Consider the following 15,113-nt stretch of genomic DNA (forward strand, 5'->3'; position numbering starts at 1 on the left):
GCCGCAGGCTTGGTAACCGGTGTCAAGAACGCAAATTCGCACATGCGCGACTGATTGGCAAGAAGCTGTCGCCCAAGCCGGAACCACTCTGTCATGACCCAGCCAGCGTCTATCCGCACAATCCTCTGCCATCCGACCGATACTGTGGGCATCGCGCTCGCTGACCTGAGCGCGGGGGAGGTTGTGGTGGTGGGCGGGGTGGACTGCCTGCTGCGGAATGAGATTCCCAGGGGGCACAAGTTTGCGCTTCGCGACCATGCCGCGGGAACCTTGGTGCGCCGCTATGGTGAAGCGATTGGTCGGGCAACCGGCGCCATCGCGTCCGGTGAGCATGTCCACACCCACAATCTGGCCACTGCTCTTTCGGGTGAACGCAGTTATGCAGGAATCGCCGCGCTGGAAAGCGCCTTTGCCTCGGTTCCCCTGCCTTCATGGCGTGGTTACCGCCGCGTCGATGGGCGCTATGCCACCCGCAACGAGGTTTGGCTGCTGCCCACCGTGGGGTGCGTGGCACCGCTCGCGGAAATGTCTGCCCGAGAAGCTTCGGCGCGTCATGCCGGGTCGATCGACGCGATCGTGGGGTTCGGGCACCCGCATGGATGTTCGCAACTGGGGGATGATCTTTCCAGTACCCGCGCCGCGCTGGCGGGCCTGTGTGACAACCCCAATGCCGGGGGTGTGGTGCTGATAGGCCTGGGGTGTGAGAGTAATCAGCTGGACCAATTGGTTGCGAGCGTGCCTGAACGCAGCCGGTCAAAGTTGCGCGTTCTGAGAGCGCAGGATGCACGCGACGAATTTGCCGAGGTCCAGGCGCTGGTGGATGGTCTAGTCGATGAACTCGCCCCCGTTGAACGCGAGGAAGTTCCCGCTTCCGCACTGGCTGTGGGTCTGAAATGTGGCGGATCGGACGCTTTCTCGGGCCTCACCGCCAATCCGCTGCTGGGTCGCTTTTCAGAGCGGTTGGCGGCAAGCGACGGCCGGTTGATCCTGACCGAGATCCCGGAAGTATTCGGCGCCGAAGAGGCGCTGCTCGCCCGCGCAACGACACCGCATGTGTTCAAGGCGGCGGGTGATCTGATCAACCGCTTCAAACGTCACTATCTTAATCACGATTTGCCGGTTTCGGAAAATCCCTCGCCCGGCAATATCGCCGGCGGCATCACGACGCTTGAGGAGAAGTCGCTGGGCGCGGTGCAAAAGGCTGGTGCCGCGCCGCTGGTCGATGTTATCGCCTATGGTCAGGGGGTGCGGCAGCCGGGACTCACGCTGCTTGAGGCCCCAGGGAATGATGCTGTGTCCTCAACCGCGCTGGCGGCAGCGGGTGCGACAATGATCCTGTTCACCACCGGCCGCGGTACACCATTGGGTTTTCCTGTTCCGACGGTGAAGGTCGCCTCGAATACGGCCCTGGCTTCGGCTAAGCCAAGCTGGATAGATTTTGACGCAGGCGTCCTGCTCGATCAGGATGCCGGGGTCGTGTTGGAGACTTTTTCCAACCGCCTGCTTGCTATCGCCAGCGGCGAGGTCACCGCTGCCGAGCGCAGTGGCCAGAGGGTCATCTCCCTATGGAAGCGGGGTGTGACTCTTTAGATGAGGCGTCGTCCAGACCTCGCGATTGCCCTGCCATCAGGATGAGAACAATGTACGGATCGCCCGAGCGGCTTGCGTCATGATGACCTCTTCAGCAATGTCCGGTTCGTCCAACGCCAATTCTATGGCGGCAAAGCCCAGATCGACCACTAGGCGGGCTTGGCATTCAATCAGATGCCGATACTGCGCGGGACTCTTTTTGGCGGCCATTTCTGCCAGCGAAGCGGCCAACTGACGGTGTGAGGCAAGGCGGACTTCGGCAAGCTGTGGCACGGCACGCAGCATCCGCATCACCCATACGCCGCCGGGGCTGGCCCGTGTAAGCCTCACATGGGCAAGCAAGATATCTGCTATGGCGGCTTCGTCCAGTTCGGGGTCAAGCGGGACCAGGGCATTTTGGGCTGCCATCAGTCGCTCGCCCAACGCTGCGAGCAGCGCATATTTGTTCGGAAAATAGTGGTACAGCGTCGGGGGCGTCACACCGGCACGGGCTGCTATCAAATTGGTGCTGATCCGCTCCACCCCCAGTTCCTCAAGCAGCTCGCCAGCAGAGTCGAGCAGTCGGTCATAGGTTGCCTGGGAACGCTTCTGAGCGGGACGCCGTGATGGATGAGTGCTTGACACGCCTATAGCGATAGCTAGATTTCTGCCGTGGGAAAAGGGGGGATAGCATGCGCCTTTTGATGGTCTGTGCAGCCTGTGTTCTGCTGTCTGCTTGCGGTGACCCTCCAGCCATGCCGCTGACGGAGGAACAACGTCTTGCGCTCCGACCTGCTGATGCCCGCCTCGCCACTCTTTACGACGGTTCCTGCAAGGCGTGCCACACCGTCAAGGCCTCCTTGGCTCCCTTGGCCGGGGACAGGACAGTCTGGGACCTGCGCTGGGAACAGGGAGAGCCTGCCCTGCTTGAGGCAACAATCCAGGGCAAGGGTGGCATGCCCGCTGGTGGCCAGTGCTTTGAATGCACCCCTGAAGATTTGCAGGCGCTGATCCGCTTTATGGCGGGACGAGAGGATGAAAGATGAGCACTCGACGCACTGTGTTGCTTGGCGGCGTCGGTGCGCTGGCCGTGGGGGCTGGCAGTTTGGCGGGAAGGCGGTGGTGTCTCAGCCGTGAACCAGAGGCGCCATCGCCCCTAGATGATCAAGGGCGGGTGCTGTGGTCAAACTGGGCTGGAAACCAGCGCGCCTACCCGGCATTTCGGGCCGCGCCAGCAGACGAGGCGCAGCTGGTATCCTTGATGCGGGATGCCGCAGCGCCTGTTCGACCGGTGGGGGCAGGGCATTCCTTTACGGCGCTGGTGCCGACAGAAGGTACACTCCTCTCGCTCGACCGTTTGTCTGGTATGGTCCGGCATGATCCAGCCACTCTGACCGCGAGGGTCCGTGCCGGGACAAAGTTGTCCGCGCTTGGTCCTGCGTTGGCCGCGATCGGACAGGAAATGCCAAACCTGCCAGATATCAACAAACAGACGTTGGCCGGTGCGTTGGCAACGGCGACCCATGGCACTGGCAAGGGTGTAAGGGCGCTTCATGGAGACGTGACCGAGATGCGGCTGGTACTGCCATCCGGAGAGGTCACTGAATGCAGCCGGGATCAGCGTGCGGAACTGTTCCATGCGGCTCGTGTCGGGCTGGGTGCCTTTGGCGTGCTCAGCGAAGTGACGCTCCAAAACCGCCCGTTAAGCCGCGTGAAAAAGGTTGTGACCCTGGTCGATACCGATCAGGTGCTTGCCGACTGGCCAGATCTCGCTGCGCGGCACCGCAATGCGGAGTTTCTCATTCTGCCTTTCACGGGCAAGTCTGCCTTGATCACGCACGATACAACAGACGAACCGGTCAAGCCGCGTGGGCCTGATCAAGATGTTGATACGTTGATGTCGCTCAAGTCGTTGCGTGACATCTTTGAATTTGCACCGGGGCTGCGCAAGCGCGCCGCTCGGGCGGCGATGGCTGACATTGAGCCGGAAATCGCCATTGATGAAGGCTGGAAGCTGCTGTCCAATGAGCGCCCGGTCCGTTTCAAGGAAATGGAATATCATGTGCCAATCGCTGAACAGGTTGGCGCCTTGAGAGAAATCATTGCGCGGATCGAGCGTGATGAGCCCGGTGTCTTTTTCCCCATCGAGGCGCGGATCATCGCGCCGGATGATGCATGGCTGTCCCCGTTTCATGACCGGGAATGCGGATCGATCGCGATCCATTCCTGGTACCGCGAGGATCATGAGTGGATGTTCAGGCTCGCTGAGCCGGTACTCCGCGAAGCCGGCGGACGGCCGCATTGGGGCAAGCTCCATTCGCTGTCCGCAGCGGAACTGAAGGGGCTTTATCCAATGTTTGCAGAAGCGCAGGCGGTCCGCCGGGCTATTGATCCGTCCGGGCGAATGATGAACCCCTTTCTTCAGCGGATTTTCGGATGAACCGCCGAACGGTGCTGATTGGCGGCAGCGCACTGACACTGGCCGGGATTGGCCTGTTGGTTGCGCGACCAGAGGATGCAGGCGGCATGCACAATGCATATTTCAGCGGTCTGGCCGCAGCTATCAGACGGGCAGGGTTGAACAAGCCTGTGCTGGTGATCGATCGCAAGCGCCTTGATGCCAATATCCAGAGGGTCCGCCAAAGTGTGTCAGCCGCTGGCCTGCCTCTCAGGGTGGTGGCCAAATCGCTGCCTTCCCCGCTACTGTTGGACCGAATTCTGACCGGCATGGCAACGCAGCGGCTGATGGTTTTCAGCGCTGACATGTTGCGGCAACTTATGCCAATTTACCCGCAAGCCGATTATCTCGGTGGCAAGCCCCTGCCGGTGCGCGAGTTCATCCGCGTTGTGGACGATGCCGCGACCAATCCTGGCCCCCGCATGCAGTGGCTGATTGATACGCCCCATCGACTGAACGAATATGCAGAGGCAGCCAAGGCGCGGGGCATGGCCTTGCGCGTGAGCTTGGAAATTGACGTCGGTTTGCACCGTGGCGGCTTTGCTGATGCGCAGACATTGTCAGCAGCACTGGTGCAAGCCAAAGCGGCTGGCATCGAAGTCGCTGGATTGATGGGCTATGACCCGCACGTCCCAAAAATGCCAAGTCCCGAAAGTGCCTGGGTTGACGCCCAGAATGCCTACCGTACGTCCATAGAGATTCTGAGGTCGGCAGGGCGGCCTGCCAATGCCATGACGCTAAACTCTGCCGGCAGTCCCACTTTCCGCCGCCACTGCCAGGGTACTGTTGCCAATGAAGTCTCGGTCGGCTCTGCTTTCGTCAAGCCAGGTGATTTCGACTATGAAGATCTTGCAGACCTTGTCCCGGCGGCTTTCATTGCGACGCCGGTGATCAAGGCGAGCAATGATCTGCCGCTACCTGGAATAGAGCCACTCTCCGGCGCCATGCACTGGTGGGACCGCAACACCACCCGTGGCTTCTTCATTCATGGCGGGCACTGGCTTGCCAAACCGGTGTCGCCACCGGGATTGCAATATTCCAAACTCATGGGGCGAAGTTCCAATCAGGAATTGCTGACCGGATCCACCCGTGTCGAGCTGAGGCCGGACGACACCGTGTTCTTGCGCCCCGACCAGAGCGAGGCGCTATTCCTCCAGTTCGGCGACATTGCCGTCTATGACGGACGTGACATCGTCGAGATGTGGCCCACTCTGCCCATCAGCGCATAGGCCTGCGTATCGTCATTAATCGACGCATCCGACTATGGCGGGCCCCACGGTTTGCCTTATCCCCGAAACCTGCATGGTCAGGCTTCCACTGGCATACAGTCGCAGGCCCGATGACACGTCTCCCGAGTTGGGCATCAGGCACCGCAGTGCGATTCGCAGGGTGCGCCATCCTTTCCCTTCCGCCTGTGCCAGTGCCGGGGCCAGATCGACGTTGCTCTGACATTCGCTGCCGCAGTTCACATGAACATTTCCGCTAGGCCGGGCAGAAACCATGACATCCAGCTCTACCTGTTGTTCACGACCTGCGTCGACAGCCTGAAGCGAGCCTGCCGCAACAGGAGTGCCGCCGGTCAGCAGCCAGGTGGACGGTCCGGTCCAGACAAGTTCACGGGCGTCCTCCTGCGCATTGCGGTCGCGTGGTGAAACGCGCAAGTTCCCGTCGCTGGTCTGGCCCCGGTTGCCGGGGAGTGGCACCTGCTCTCCGCCCGCGCTTTCCAGTTGCACCACATACGGGCTTACAGCCATGCCCGAACGCATCATCGTTTGTGCGACGGTCGCCTGCTCAAGAAAGGCACAGCTTTCGTCAAGTGACGCCATGGATTGTCCGGCATTGCTGGTCAGGGTCAGGCCGTGGCCGAGCGGGAAGAGCGGAGCGTAGTCGGGCGATCCAGCGTTATTGTCAAACTGGTCGCACCGTGCGGGCCACGACATCGAAAGGCGGCCTGTGAAATCTGAACGAATGCCGCCGGTGGCGTCGCGCAACAGCATATCCGCCACGCCGCCGCCCTCACTGCCGGGCAACCAAGCCGCAACAAAGGCGTCGGCGGCATTGAGTTCCCGGTTCACCCACATCGGGCGACCGGAGAGGAAGACGGCTACTACCGGTATGCCTTGGCTCTTCAAACGACGAATCTGGCGTAACGCTTGGTCATCGGCATAGGCAAGGCTTGGAACATCGCCGGCAAACTCGGCATAAGGCTGCTCTCCGAACACAACCACCGCCACATCAGGCCGCTGTTCGAAGCTGCCGTCCATTGAAAGGATGGCTTGGCCCCCCGCAGCGGTGACCTGTTCATTGATTCCGGCAAAGATCGATTGCGCGCCAGGGAAATCGGCATTTGTCAGGTCGCCGCCGCCCTGCCAGCTGATCGTCCAGCCCCCGCTTTGCATGGCGATATCGTTCGCCCCGGCTCCTGTGACCAAAATCGTCGAACGCGGATTCAGCGGGAGCAGGTTCTGGCGGTTGGACAGCAGCACAAGCGATTCCCTCACCGCTTGGCGTGCCAGCGCCCTATGCTCAGGGCTGCCGAGCAAGCCGGGCTGCAGGGCAAGTGGCCGGCTGGAAGGGCGACCGCGCTCGAACAGGCCCATGCGGAATTTGACGCGCAGGACGCGTCGCACAGCTTCGTCAAGGCGGGCCATGGGTATGGTGCCGTCTGCGACTTGCGTGATGAGCGACGCATGCAGCGCCCGCCAGTCTTCCGGCACCATATATACGTCAAGACCAGCGAGCAGCGCTTGGGGGCAATTGCTGTTGGTGCAGCCCGGGATCTGGCCGTGACCATTCCAGTCACCCACCACCAGACCGTCAAAACCCATTTGCCCGCGCAGCAGATCGGTCAGGAATGCAGTGCTGCCGTGCATCTTGACGCCATTGATGCTGGAGAAGGACGCCATCACCGTCTGCGCACCGGCTTCCAGCGCGGGCGGGTAGGGAGAAGCATGAAGAGCAATCAGATCGGTCTCGTTGCCCACGGTGTCGCCCTGATCGCGGCCGTTGGTTCCGCCATCACCAAAGAAATGCTTGGCTGTGGCGATGACATGGGCCGGGCCAAGGAACTCGGCACTGCCGACACGACCCTGAAGTCCTTCGACCATGGCGGCACCAAGGCGCGAAACGAGGGCGGGATCTTCGCCATAGCTTTCGTATGTCCGGCCCCAACGGTCATCCCGCGCGACGGCGATGGTTGGAGCGAACGTCCAGTCAATACCCGTGACACCGATTTCGGCAGCGGTTGCTTGCCCGATGCGGCGAACCAGATCTGCATTGCCGGTCGCGCCCAGACCGACATTGTGCGGAAAGAGCGTTGCGCCAACGACATTGCTATGACCGTGAACCGCGTCGGTCGCCCAAAGCAGGGGGATCGACGGGCGACCATCATTGCGCGGCGCCGTTGATGCATCCCAATAAGCGTCTGCCAGCGCCAGCCATTCCGCCGCGGGTGCGCGCTCATTTCCTCCGGGGCCGCTGTTGCCGCCATTAAGGATGGTACCAAAGCCGTAGCGATGGGCATCGTCCGGCGTGATGGTCGATATGTCAGGCATGATGACCTGCCCCACCTTTTGCTCGACGGACATGGCAGCCAGCAGCGCGTCGACGCGCGCCTCAAGCTCCGCCGCAGCGGTGCTGCGCGCTATCACCGGAGCAGTGGGTGCTGAAGCTGGGGAGGCGATGGCTGTTGCCGAGCATCCGACAAGTGCCAGAGAGCTGGCTGCGAGCAACAACGATTGGATGGGAGAGCGGGGATTGAACGTCATCGGGTTTCTCCACGCGTTTCGCGTGCCACATAAAGGCCAAAGATTGCGACCCAGGCATAGCCCAGCGCCGGGACGATGAGCGACCAGCTCAGGCCGGCGCTGTCTGCCACCGCACCGGCGGCGAGCGGTAGCAAGGCGCCGCCGACGATGCCCATGCACAGCAGGGCTGCTGCCCGCGGTGTTTCTCGCTCATTGAGACCAATAACGGCCTGCGAGAAAATCGTCGGGAACATGATCGAATTGGCTAGGCCGATCGCGAGGACCGTGGCAGCGGCGACCATGCCGGCTGAAACGGCAGACACGGCAGAAAGGGCTATGGCAATCGTTGCCGCGCCGGCCAACACCCGTCCGGGCGACAGCCGCGCCAGTATCCAGGATCCTGCGAAACGCCCGATCATGGCCCCGCCCCAATAGAGCGAGATGAGTTTGCCTGCACTGGCTTCGCTGGCGCTCAGCACCGAGGGCTGAGCCAGATAATTGACCAGCAATGATCCAATCGAGACCTCTGCCCCGACATAGGCAAAGATCGCCATGACGCCAAAAGCCACGCGCCGGTTCGCAAGCAGATCCAGCCCCAGTCCGCCGCCCGCTGCTTCCGGCGCGCTACGCGGCAGCATGTCGCGCTTCGCCCAAAATACCGCCATGAGGACGAGCAATATGGCCGCAATACCCAGATAGGGTGGCAGCACCGCCGCCGCTTCTGCGCTGCGTACAGCGGCAAGTGCTTCGGGTGTGAGAGTGTCGACACCCTGTTCAGGCACAATGCCGTCATCGAGGATCAGCGCTGCGCCGACCATTGGTCCGATGAATGTGCCAAAGCTGTTGAAGGCCTGCGCCAGGGTCAGCCGGGCCGAGGCCTTGGCCGGGTCCCCACTGATCGAGATCACGGCATTGGCTGACACTTGTAACACGGTGATGCCCGCAGCCATGATGAACAGGGCAGCGAGAAAGCCTGGATAAACGCCGATGCGGGCGGCCGGGACAAACAGAAGGCAGCCGGCTGTCATCACGGCGAGGCCGAGGATGATCCCCCTTATGTATCCCAGCTTCGCCACAGCCCATCCGGCGGGCAGCGAAAAGATGAAGTAACCGAGGAAGAATGCGAACTGCGTCAGCATCGCCTCGGCAAAGCTGAGTTCGAACAGCCCGCGCAGTTTGGGGATGAGAATATCGATGAGGACTGTCGCAAAGCCCCAGATGAAGAACAGGCCAAGCGACAGAAGGAACAACGTGCGGTCAGCAGTTCTTGTCGAAATCGGCTCTTGGGTGGAAATCGGAGTGATTGCCATGGTCAACGTCCTCCAACGGCTGGCGTGGCCGGAGCGGTAGTGGCGGGATCCGGTTGATAGACCCGGACATAATCGATCTCGAACCGCGCCGGGAAAGCAGCATTGTCAACGCCTTGCTGGCCGCCCCAGCTTCCGCCGACCGCGACATTGAGCAGCAGGTGCATCGGTTGGTCGAACGGCCAGCGTGACCGGTCATTCCCGCTGCGGCGGAACATGAATTTGGGCTGGTCGTCGATCCCGGCCAGCACGAAATCCGCGGTCCACAAAAGTTGGTAGCGGTGCATCGTTTCGCAGGCATCCGGCACCATGAACTTGGCCGTTCGATGGGTGTTCTGAATGTGGTTATAGGCCTCAGTGTGGACTGATTGGTTGATCTCTCCGGGAACGTGGCCGACATGCTCCATGATGTCGATCTCTCCGCTGATCGGCCAGGGGTCAGGGGACTCTTCGGGAAGCAACCAGATCGCCGGCCAAGACCCGACCGCGCATGGAAGCTTGGCGCGAACCTCGAAAAATCCATATGTCCACGCCTGCACGCCTTTGGTGTAGAGCCGGGCCGAGGTGTATCGCTGCCGGCCCCAGTCGGGGAAATGTCTGCGTTCAAGACGCTCGGCATGCGCTTCGATGATCAGGTGACCATTTTCTATGCGGCTGTTTTCCAACCTCCCGGCGGCATAATATTGGAGCTCATCGTTGTACCAGCCTTGCCTGTTGCGATGAGTGTCATAGTTCCAGCGAGCCGGATCGGGCAGTCCGTTGGTCGAAAATTCATCTGACCATACAAGCCTGTACCCGGGCAGCATGGCATGCTCTGATGACAAGGCTGGCACAGGGGACGCCTCAGCGGAGTCCTGTGATTGGGCGGGCGTGGCGGTGCTTGCCGAAACGAAAAGCGCTGACAGGATGAATCTTCGCAATAACATCACAGAGCGTCCCGAAACGAATGCCTTGTTTCATAATTGCCCGGCCAAGTCGCCAGCTGTGGATGGCACGGGGCAGTGCAGGCCTCACGTGCAGCATCTACCCCGTCGTCGGTCCGAGTGTATCCGACTACATCTTGGCAGAGCGACCCGACACCATCGGGAGGAATGGATGGTGTCGGGCTCGCCTCCTTTCATCAGAAATCGAATCTGACGAGGAAGGAGAAGCGGCGATCATTCCGGAAGGCCGAGCGCCTGACCCTCGTTCCGTCAAAGTCGATCACCTGACTCGTTTGGGTGACCTCATCGAGGAGGTTAACGCCCTGGATGCCGAGTTTGAGGTTCGGCGTGACCGCTACGAAAATTGACGCATCAAGCTGGCCCGTTGCCTCTCCATAGATAGGAGAGAAGGGGAAGATGACATCGCGCGGCGTCTGCAGGAAATCGGAGCGCCAATTATAGGCGGCGCGTGCCGCTATTGGCCCCATTTCGTAAAAGACGGTCGCATTCACCGTATGCTTGGAAACACCTGCGAGTGGCAGGCCGCCGGCAAACGGGCTTTGCTCCGCGCCGAGCGAACTGTTGTTGAAGTCCCCCGCATCGACATAAGTGTAGGTCAGCTGTGTTCCCAATCCACTGAGCAAGCCGGGCAGGAAGTCATAGACATGCTGGTATGCGACTTCGAAGCCTTTCAGCGTGCCGCCATCGCTGTTGGTTGGACCGTTGATCAGGACATCATTGGTGACGCCATTGCTGCTGGTGAAGCTACGGACCGTCGCACCGCCATTCACAATGCCCGAGATGTCCTTGAGGAACAGGGCCGCCGTTACAGAGCCGACACGAGCGAAATACCATTCGAACGAAAGGTCGTAGTTCCAGGATTCTGTGGGCCGCAGCAGGCGGTTTCCGGTGAATATCTGGAAAAGAGGGCCCGTATCGAGGGTGCCGCCAGCGCGCAAGTTGGTGGTATTGTCGGAAATGCCGCCGCCGGTGGCAAAGGCCGACAGGTCCGGCCGCGAGATGCCTTTTGACACGGCTGCGCGAACGATCATGCCATTGCCGAAATCGACCCGGGCATTGAAGCTGGGCAACCAGTTGCGGAAATTGATGTTGGCGCTGTCGTCGACCAGTTCACCGGTAAAGGCGCCGGCAAATTGCGCGAGACGGGCAGGGGACAGACTGCAATAGCCTGGAGCGACCTGGCCTGGCTGCACCGCGCCACAGGAGACCTGAAGTTCGGCCACACTCACAAGACCATCGCCATTGCCACCCGGCGGCGTGTCAAAGAACTGTCCGGTCGGAAACTGGATCGAACCGGCGCTGCGGATCGTCGTTTCCACGTACCGAAGCCCGACATTACCCGTGAGCTCGATGTTGCCACCAAGATTGGCGCCAAAATCGACCCGGGCGTAGGCTCCAAAGGTGCTTTCTTCAACATCCGAGATTTCGCCCGCGGTCCACGGGCCACCGGGCAATGCATTGTTGCGTGCTGAAATCGGGAACCAGGCATTGGGGGTCAGCGTGTAGGCGGTGATTGCCGACGCCTGTGTGCGAACAGCGCCGCTCAGATAGTCCGCGAGCACATTGTCGCTGCCAAAGAAGAATGCGGAGCCATCACCAAACGGGATCGGTGCATTGCCGCGCTGGAAATTGTTGCCGAACGGGCTGCGCAACTGGGCCGAGTTCGGGAAATCCCGGACATAGGCGCCGCCGCAGCCGAATGCCTGGAAGTCGCCGCAGTTCCAATTGCCTCCGCGGCCCGTCCAGGGCGCACCAAGATTACCCCAGTTGGAGAAATTGGCGTTGCGGGTCACACGACCACGGTCGCCCCAGCGCGCGCCAAAGCGGACACTACGGAAAAAGCCATCGTCGCTGATGTCATATTCCGCATCGGCACGCAGGCTGGTGAGATCACCTTCGTTGCGCACCTGATTGTCCAGCAGGAACCAATAGAATGTGCGCGTCGGATCGTTGAAATATGTCGCCGGGGAGTTGGCAGTGCCTGGCTGCAGGAACTGCACCAGCGGCGTCGCACCGCTATTGTCGATCGCCACATCGGTATAGGTCTGCATCGCAGAGATGAAGCCCGTTTCCTCCCGGTCGGACGAGATATGCTGCGCTTCGAAATTGAAGCGCAGATTGTCAGTCGGGTCGAGCTTGATGTGCAGCGAAAAATCTTCGGTTGACGCCGTGTCATCACGCTGGAAACGCAGCAGCTCGGTCGGAATTCCGCGCCCGCCGGTGAACGGCTGAACCTGCGTCAGCGTGCCGGAAATGAACTGGTTCCCGTTGATGACCGGTGTGGTGCCCGGCGCGATGGTGGGGAACAGAGCGTCATCATTGACCAGTGCGAGCACGGCAAATTCGTTCAGCGTGGCTTCGGTCTCGGCCCGCAGATATTCGAACGTCACCTGGGCGCGGCCGTCACTGCTTTCCCACTGAGCCACCGCCGAAAAGGCGTTGCGATCACGCGTGAGGTCGGTTGTCCGAACCCCGGCGCCCTTTGGTACAAAAACCGCTCCGGCCGGCGGGAAAGTGGCAGCATTGCCCGCGTTGCCGCTAAAGCCGCCCGATCCGACAGGGCGAATTCGGATACAGGCCGCGTCAAGTGACGGCGCGCGATAGCAAGGGTCGGTGATCTGGGATGCGTCGGTGCGCGTAACCAGTTCCGACTGGGCATAGGCAAGCTGGATCCCGAAAGTGCCGGCGCCGGTTTCGAATGTATTCGATCCAAGGATGGAGAAGCCAGGCGACCATTCCCGCGCGAGGTCCCCATAGTTGCCCTCGATCGTGCCGGCGAGGTTGAATCCCGGACGGTCAAGCGGCTTGCGCGTGACGAGGTTCACTGTGCCCGAGATTCCGCCATCGATCATGTCCGCGGTCGAGTTTTTGAAAACCTCAACCCGACCGAGCAGTTCAGGCGAAACATCGTTGAAAGAGAGCTCGCGTCCGCCATTGGCAGAGAATATGTCGCGGCCATTCAGCTCGGACCGAACGAAGGGCAAGCCGCGGATGATGACGCCCGAACCTTCGACTGAAAAGCGGTCGGGGTCATTGCGCTGCTCAAAGCGCGAAATATTGATGCCGGGAACACGCTGCAGCGCCTCGGCGACAGAGCGGTCTGGCAATGCGCCAATGTCTTCCGCAGTGATGACATCGACCAACGTATCGGCATTGCGCTTGATGCCTTGCGCGCTTCCCAGCGCGGCCCGGAACCCGGTGACGACAATATCGCCGTCCTGTGCGTCCGCAGTCTCGGCCGAGTCCGTCGCGGCAACGCTATCGGCGGAAACCGCCTCTTGAGCGGCTACGGACTGGGACGCAAATGCGCACAACGCCAGCGTTGAAGCCGTGGTTCGCGCAGCGACACGGAATGCTGCTGCAACTCGAGACTGTGCCAAGTTAACCTCCCCCTTCACGTCATTGGATATGGTTTTTCCATCCTTTGTCCGCGAGCTAACCAATTTTGAGAACGTTCACAAGAGTAAAAATGAACGTTCACATTTTTCACGCGTGGGATATGGTGCCGGGTAAATCTGTGTCGAAACGAGGGTTGGAATGGCAATTGAGCGCATCGTTATAGTGGGGGGTGGAACGGCGGGCTGGATGGCAGCGGCGGCGCTTTCCAAACTTTGCGCCAAGCGCAAGGTGGCCATCACGCTGATCGAATCGGAAGTCATTGGTACGGTCGGGGTAGGCGAAGCAACCATTCCGCCATTTCTTGATTTCAACCGATTGCTTGAAATTGACGAACGGGAAATGATGGCTGCGGTGCAAGGCAGCTTCAAGCTGGGCATTCAATTCGTCAACTGGGGCAGGCAAGGCGACAGCTACATCCACCCCTTTGGCGCCTATGGGTATCAGATGGAGGGTATCTCCTTCCATCATGTCTGGCACAAATATCGCACCGCAGGGGACCCCCGCCCGATCCAGCTGTTCAACATGGAAACCATGGCAGCTTTTTTTGGCAAGTTTGCGCGGACCGAGGACTATCAGCGCGACGACTTGCCGCCGGTCAACTATGCCTATCATCTCGATGCTGGCCGCTATGCGCGTTACCTTAGGGCCTATGCCGAGAAGCGGGGTGTGGTCCGGGTCGAAGGGAAGGTCGCGGATGTGTCCCTCGATGGAAGCAGTGGCTTTGTAACGTCAGTCTCGATGGATGATGGTGCCGTTCACCAGGGAGACCTGTTCATCGATTGCTCGGGGTTCCGCGGTTTGCTCATCGAGCAGGCACTGAAGACCGGTTACGAGGACTGGAGCCACTATCTGCCTTGTGATCGCGCGGTGGCACTGCCCTGTGTTCGTGAGGATGGCAGCGGTCCCTTGCCATATACGCGCGCGACAGCGCACAGCGCTGGCTGGCAATGGCAGGTGCCGCTTCAGCACCGCAATGGCAACGGTCATGTCTATTGCAGCAGCTTCATGGACGCTGATGAAGCGCTCGACATTTTGGTGCGCAACATCGCCGGAAAGCCGACGGCAGAGCCCAACCACCTGCGGTTTGTGACCGGTCGTCGAAAGAAGTTCTGGAACAAGAATGTGGTGGCCCTTGGCCTAGCGGCCGGATTCATGGAACCGCTGGAATCGACGTCAATCCATCTGATCAACACCGGGATAAACAAGCTCATTGCTCTCCTGTCGCTCGACGGGATCACGCCGGTGCAGGAGGCTGCTTTCAACCGTCTGACCGGCAAGGAATATGAACGCATTCGTGATTTCCTGATCCTGCACTACAATGCGACGACCCGGGACGACAGCGACTTCTGGAACTATTGCCGCACCATGGCCGTCCCCGACAGCCTGACAGAGAAGGTCGAACTGTTTCGCCACAATGGCCAGATATTCCGCGAGGATGATGAGCTGTTCACTGAGACCAGCTGGGCGGCGGTCATGATGGGGCAGGGCATCATGATGGGAGGCCATAATGCGATGGCCGAGGCATTGAGTGAGCCGTCAACCGGCAAGGAACTTGATGCCATCCAACAATCGATTGAATTTGTCGCACAGCATATGCCCATGCACGGTGACTATCTTGCGCGCTATTGCCCCGCTGCCGCTTGAGCGCCGGAAGTCTTACCCGTCTTCCCGAGCAGAGCATTCCTGCTAT

Annotated in this window: 10 protein-coding genes; 5 read left to right on the forward strand and 5 right to left on the reverse strand. The window is 60.5% G+C overall.

Annotated features, from left to right (window positions below; all coding sequences use genetic code 11):
• Nucleotides 1-93: 93 nt before the first annotated feature.
• Nucleotides 94-1,590 carry a UxaA family hydrolase gene (locus GV829_RS09130; RefSeq protein ID WP_169946015.1) on the forward strand — a complete coding sequence of 499 codons (1,497 nt, stop codon included), beginning with the start codon at nt 94-96 and terminating at the stop codon, nt 1,588-1,590.
• Nucleotides 1,591-1,626: 36 nt separating this feature from the next.
• On the opposite strand, the gene GV829_RS09135 is transcribed toward GV829_RS09130, so the two are convergent.
• Entirely contained in the window at nt 1,627-2,214 is a 588-nt protein-coding gene (locus GV829_RS09135) for a TetR/AcrR family transcriptional regulator (protein ID WP_169946017.1), read from the reverse strand.
• Between the two features lie 47 nt (nt 2,215-2,261).
• Between GV829_RS09135 and GV829_RS09140 the strand changes: the two genes are divergently transcribed.
• Genes GV829_RS09140 through GV829_RS09150 form a run of 3 tightly spaced genes read left to right on the forward strand, consistent with a single transcriptional unit; the run spans nt 2,262 to nt 5,256 of the window.
• Nucleotides 2,262-2,615, forward strand: a complete 354-nt coding sequence (locus GV829_RS09140; protein WP_169946019.1) for a c-type cytochrome — start codon at nt 2,262-2,264, stop codon at nt 2,613-2,615.
• The gene (locus GV829_RS09145; protein ID WP_169946021.1) at nt 2,612-4,009 is read left to right on the forward strand and encodes a D-arabinono-1,4-lactone oxidase; all 1,398 of its coding nucleotides are present in this window, start codon (nt 2,612-2,614) and stop codon (nt 4,007-4,009) included. Before GV829_RS09140 ends, GV829_RS09145 begins: the two co-directional genes overlap by 4 nt.
• Entirely contained in the window at nt 4,006-5,256 is a 1,251-nt protein-coding gene (locus tag GV829_RS09150) for an alanine racemase (RefSeq protein ID WP_169946023.1), read from the forward strand. Before GV829_RS09145 ends, GV829_RS09150 begins: the two co-directional genes overlap by 4 nt.
• A gap of 15 nt (nt 5,257-5,271) precedes the next feature.
• Here GV829_RS09150 and GV829_RS09155 read toward each other — a convergent pair whose 3' ends face one another.
• The 4 genes from GV829_RS09155 to GV829_RS09170 all read right to left on the reverse strand — a co-directional run bounded on the left by GV829_RS09155 (nt 5,272) and on the right by GV829_RS09170 (nt 13,404).
• Nucleotides 5,272-7,794 carry a glycoside hydrolase family 3 protein gene (locus GV829_RS09155; RefSeq protein WP_246202799.1) on the reverse strand — a complete coding sequence of 841 codons (2,523 nt, stop codon included), beginning with the start codon at nt 7,792-7,794 and terminating at the stop codon, nt 5,272-5,274.
• Nucleotides 7,791-9,083: a sugar MFS transporter gene (locus GV829_RS09160; RefSeq protein ID WP_169946025.1), complete on the reverse strand. Its 1,293-nt coding sequence runs from the start codon at nt 9,081-9,083 to the stop codon at nt 7,791-7,793. The genes GV829_RS09155 and GV829_RS09160 overlap by 4 nt, the downstream gene beginning before the upstream one ends.
• Nucleotides 9,084-9,085: 2 nt before the next feature.
• Nucleotides 9,086-9,886, reverse strand: a complete 801-nt coding sequence (locus GV829_RS09165; RefSeq protein WP_212612118.1) for a glycoside hydrolase family 16 protein — start codon at nt 9,884-9,886, stop codon at nt 9,086-9,088.
• Nucleotides 9,887-10,200: 314 nt separating this feature from the next.
• Nucleotides 10,201-13,404, reverse strand: coding sequence for a TonB-dependent receptor (locus tag GV829_RS09170; protein ID WP_169946029.1), 3,204 nt, complete (start codon nt 13,402-13,404; stop codon nt 10,201-10,203).
• A 157-nt stretch (nt 13,405-13,561) separates the two neighbouring features.
• Here GV829_RS09170 and GV829_RS09175 point away from each other — a divergent pair, with 157 nt between their 5' ends.
• Nucleotides 13,562-15,067 (forward strand): tryptophan halogenase family protein, encoded by a 1,506-nt coding sequence (locus tag GV829_RS09175; RefSeq protein ID WP_169946030.1) that lies wholly within the window; start codon nt 13,562-13,564, stop codon nt 15,065-15,067.
• Nucleotides 15,068-15,113 lie beyond the last annotated feature (46 nt).

The sequence above is a fragment of the Sphingomonas lacunae genome (assembly GCF_012979535.1).
GTDB classification, from domain to species: Bacteria; Pseudomonadota; Alphaproteobacteria; order Sphingomonadales; family Sphingomonadaceae; genus Sphingopyxis; species Sphingopyxis lacunae.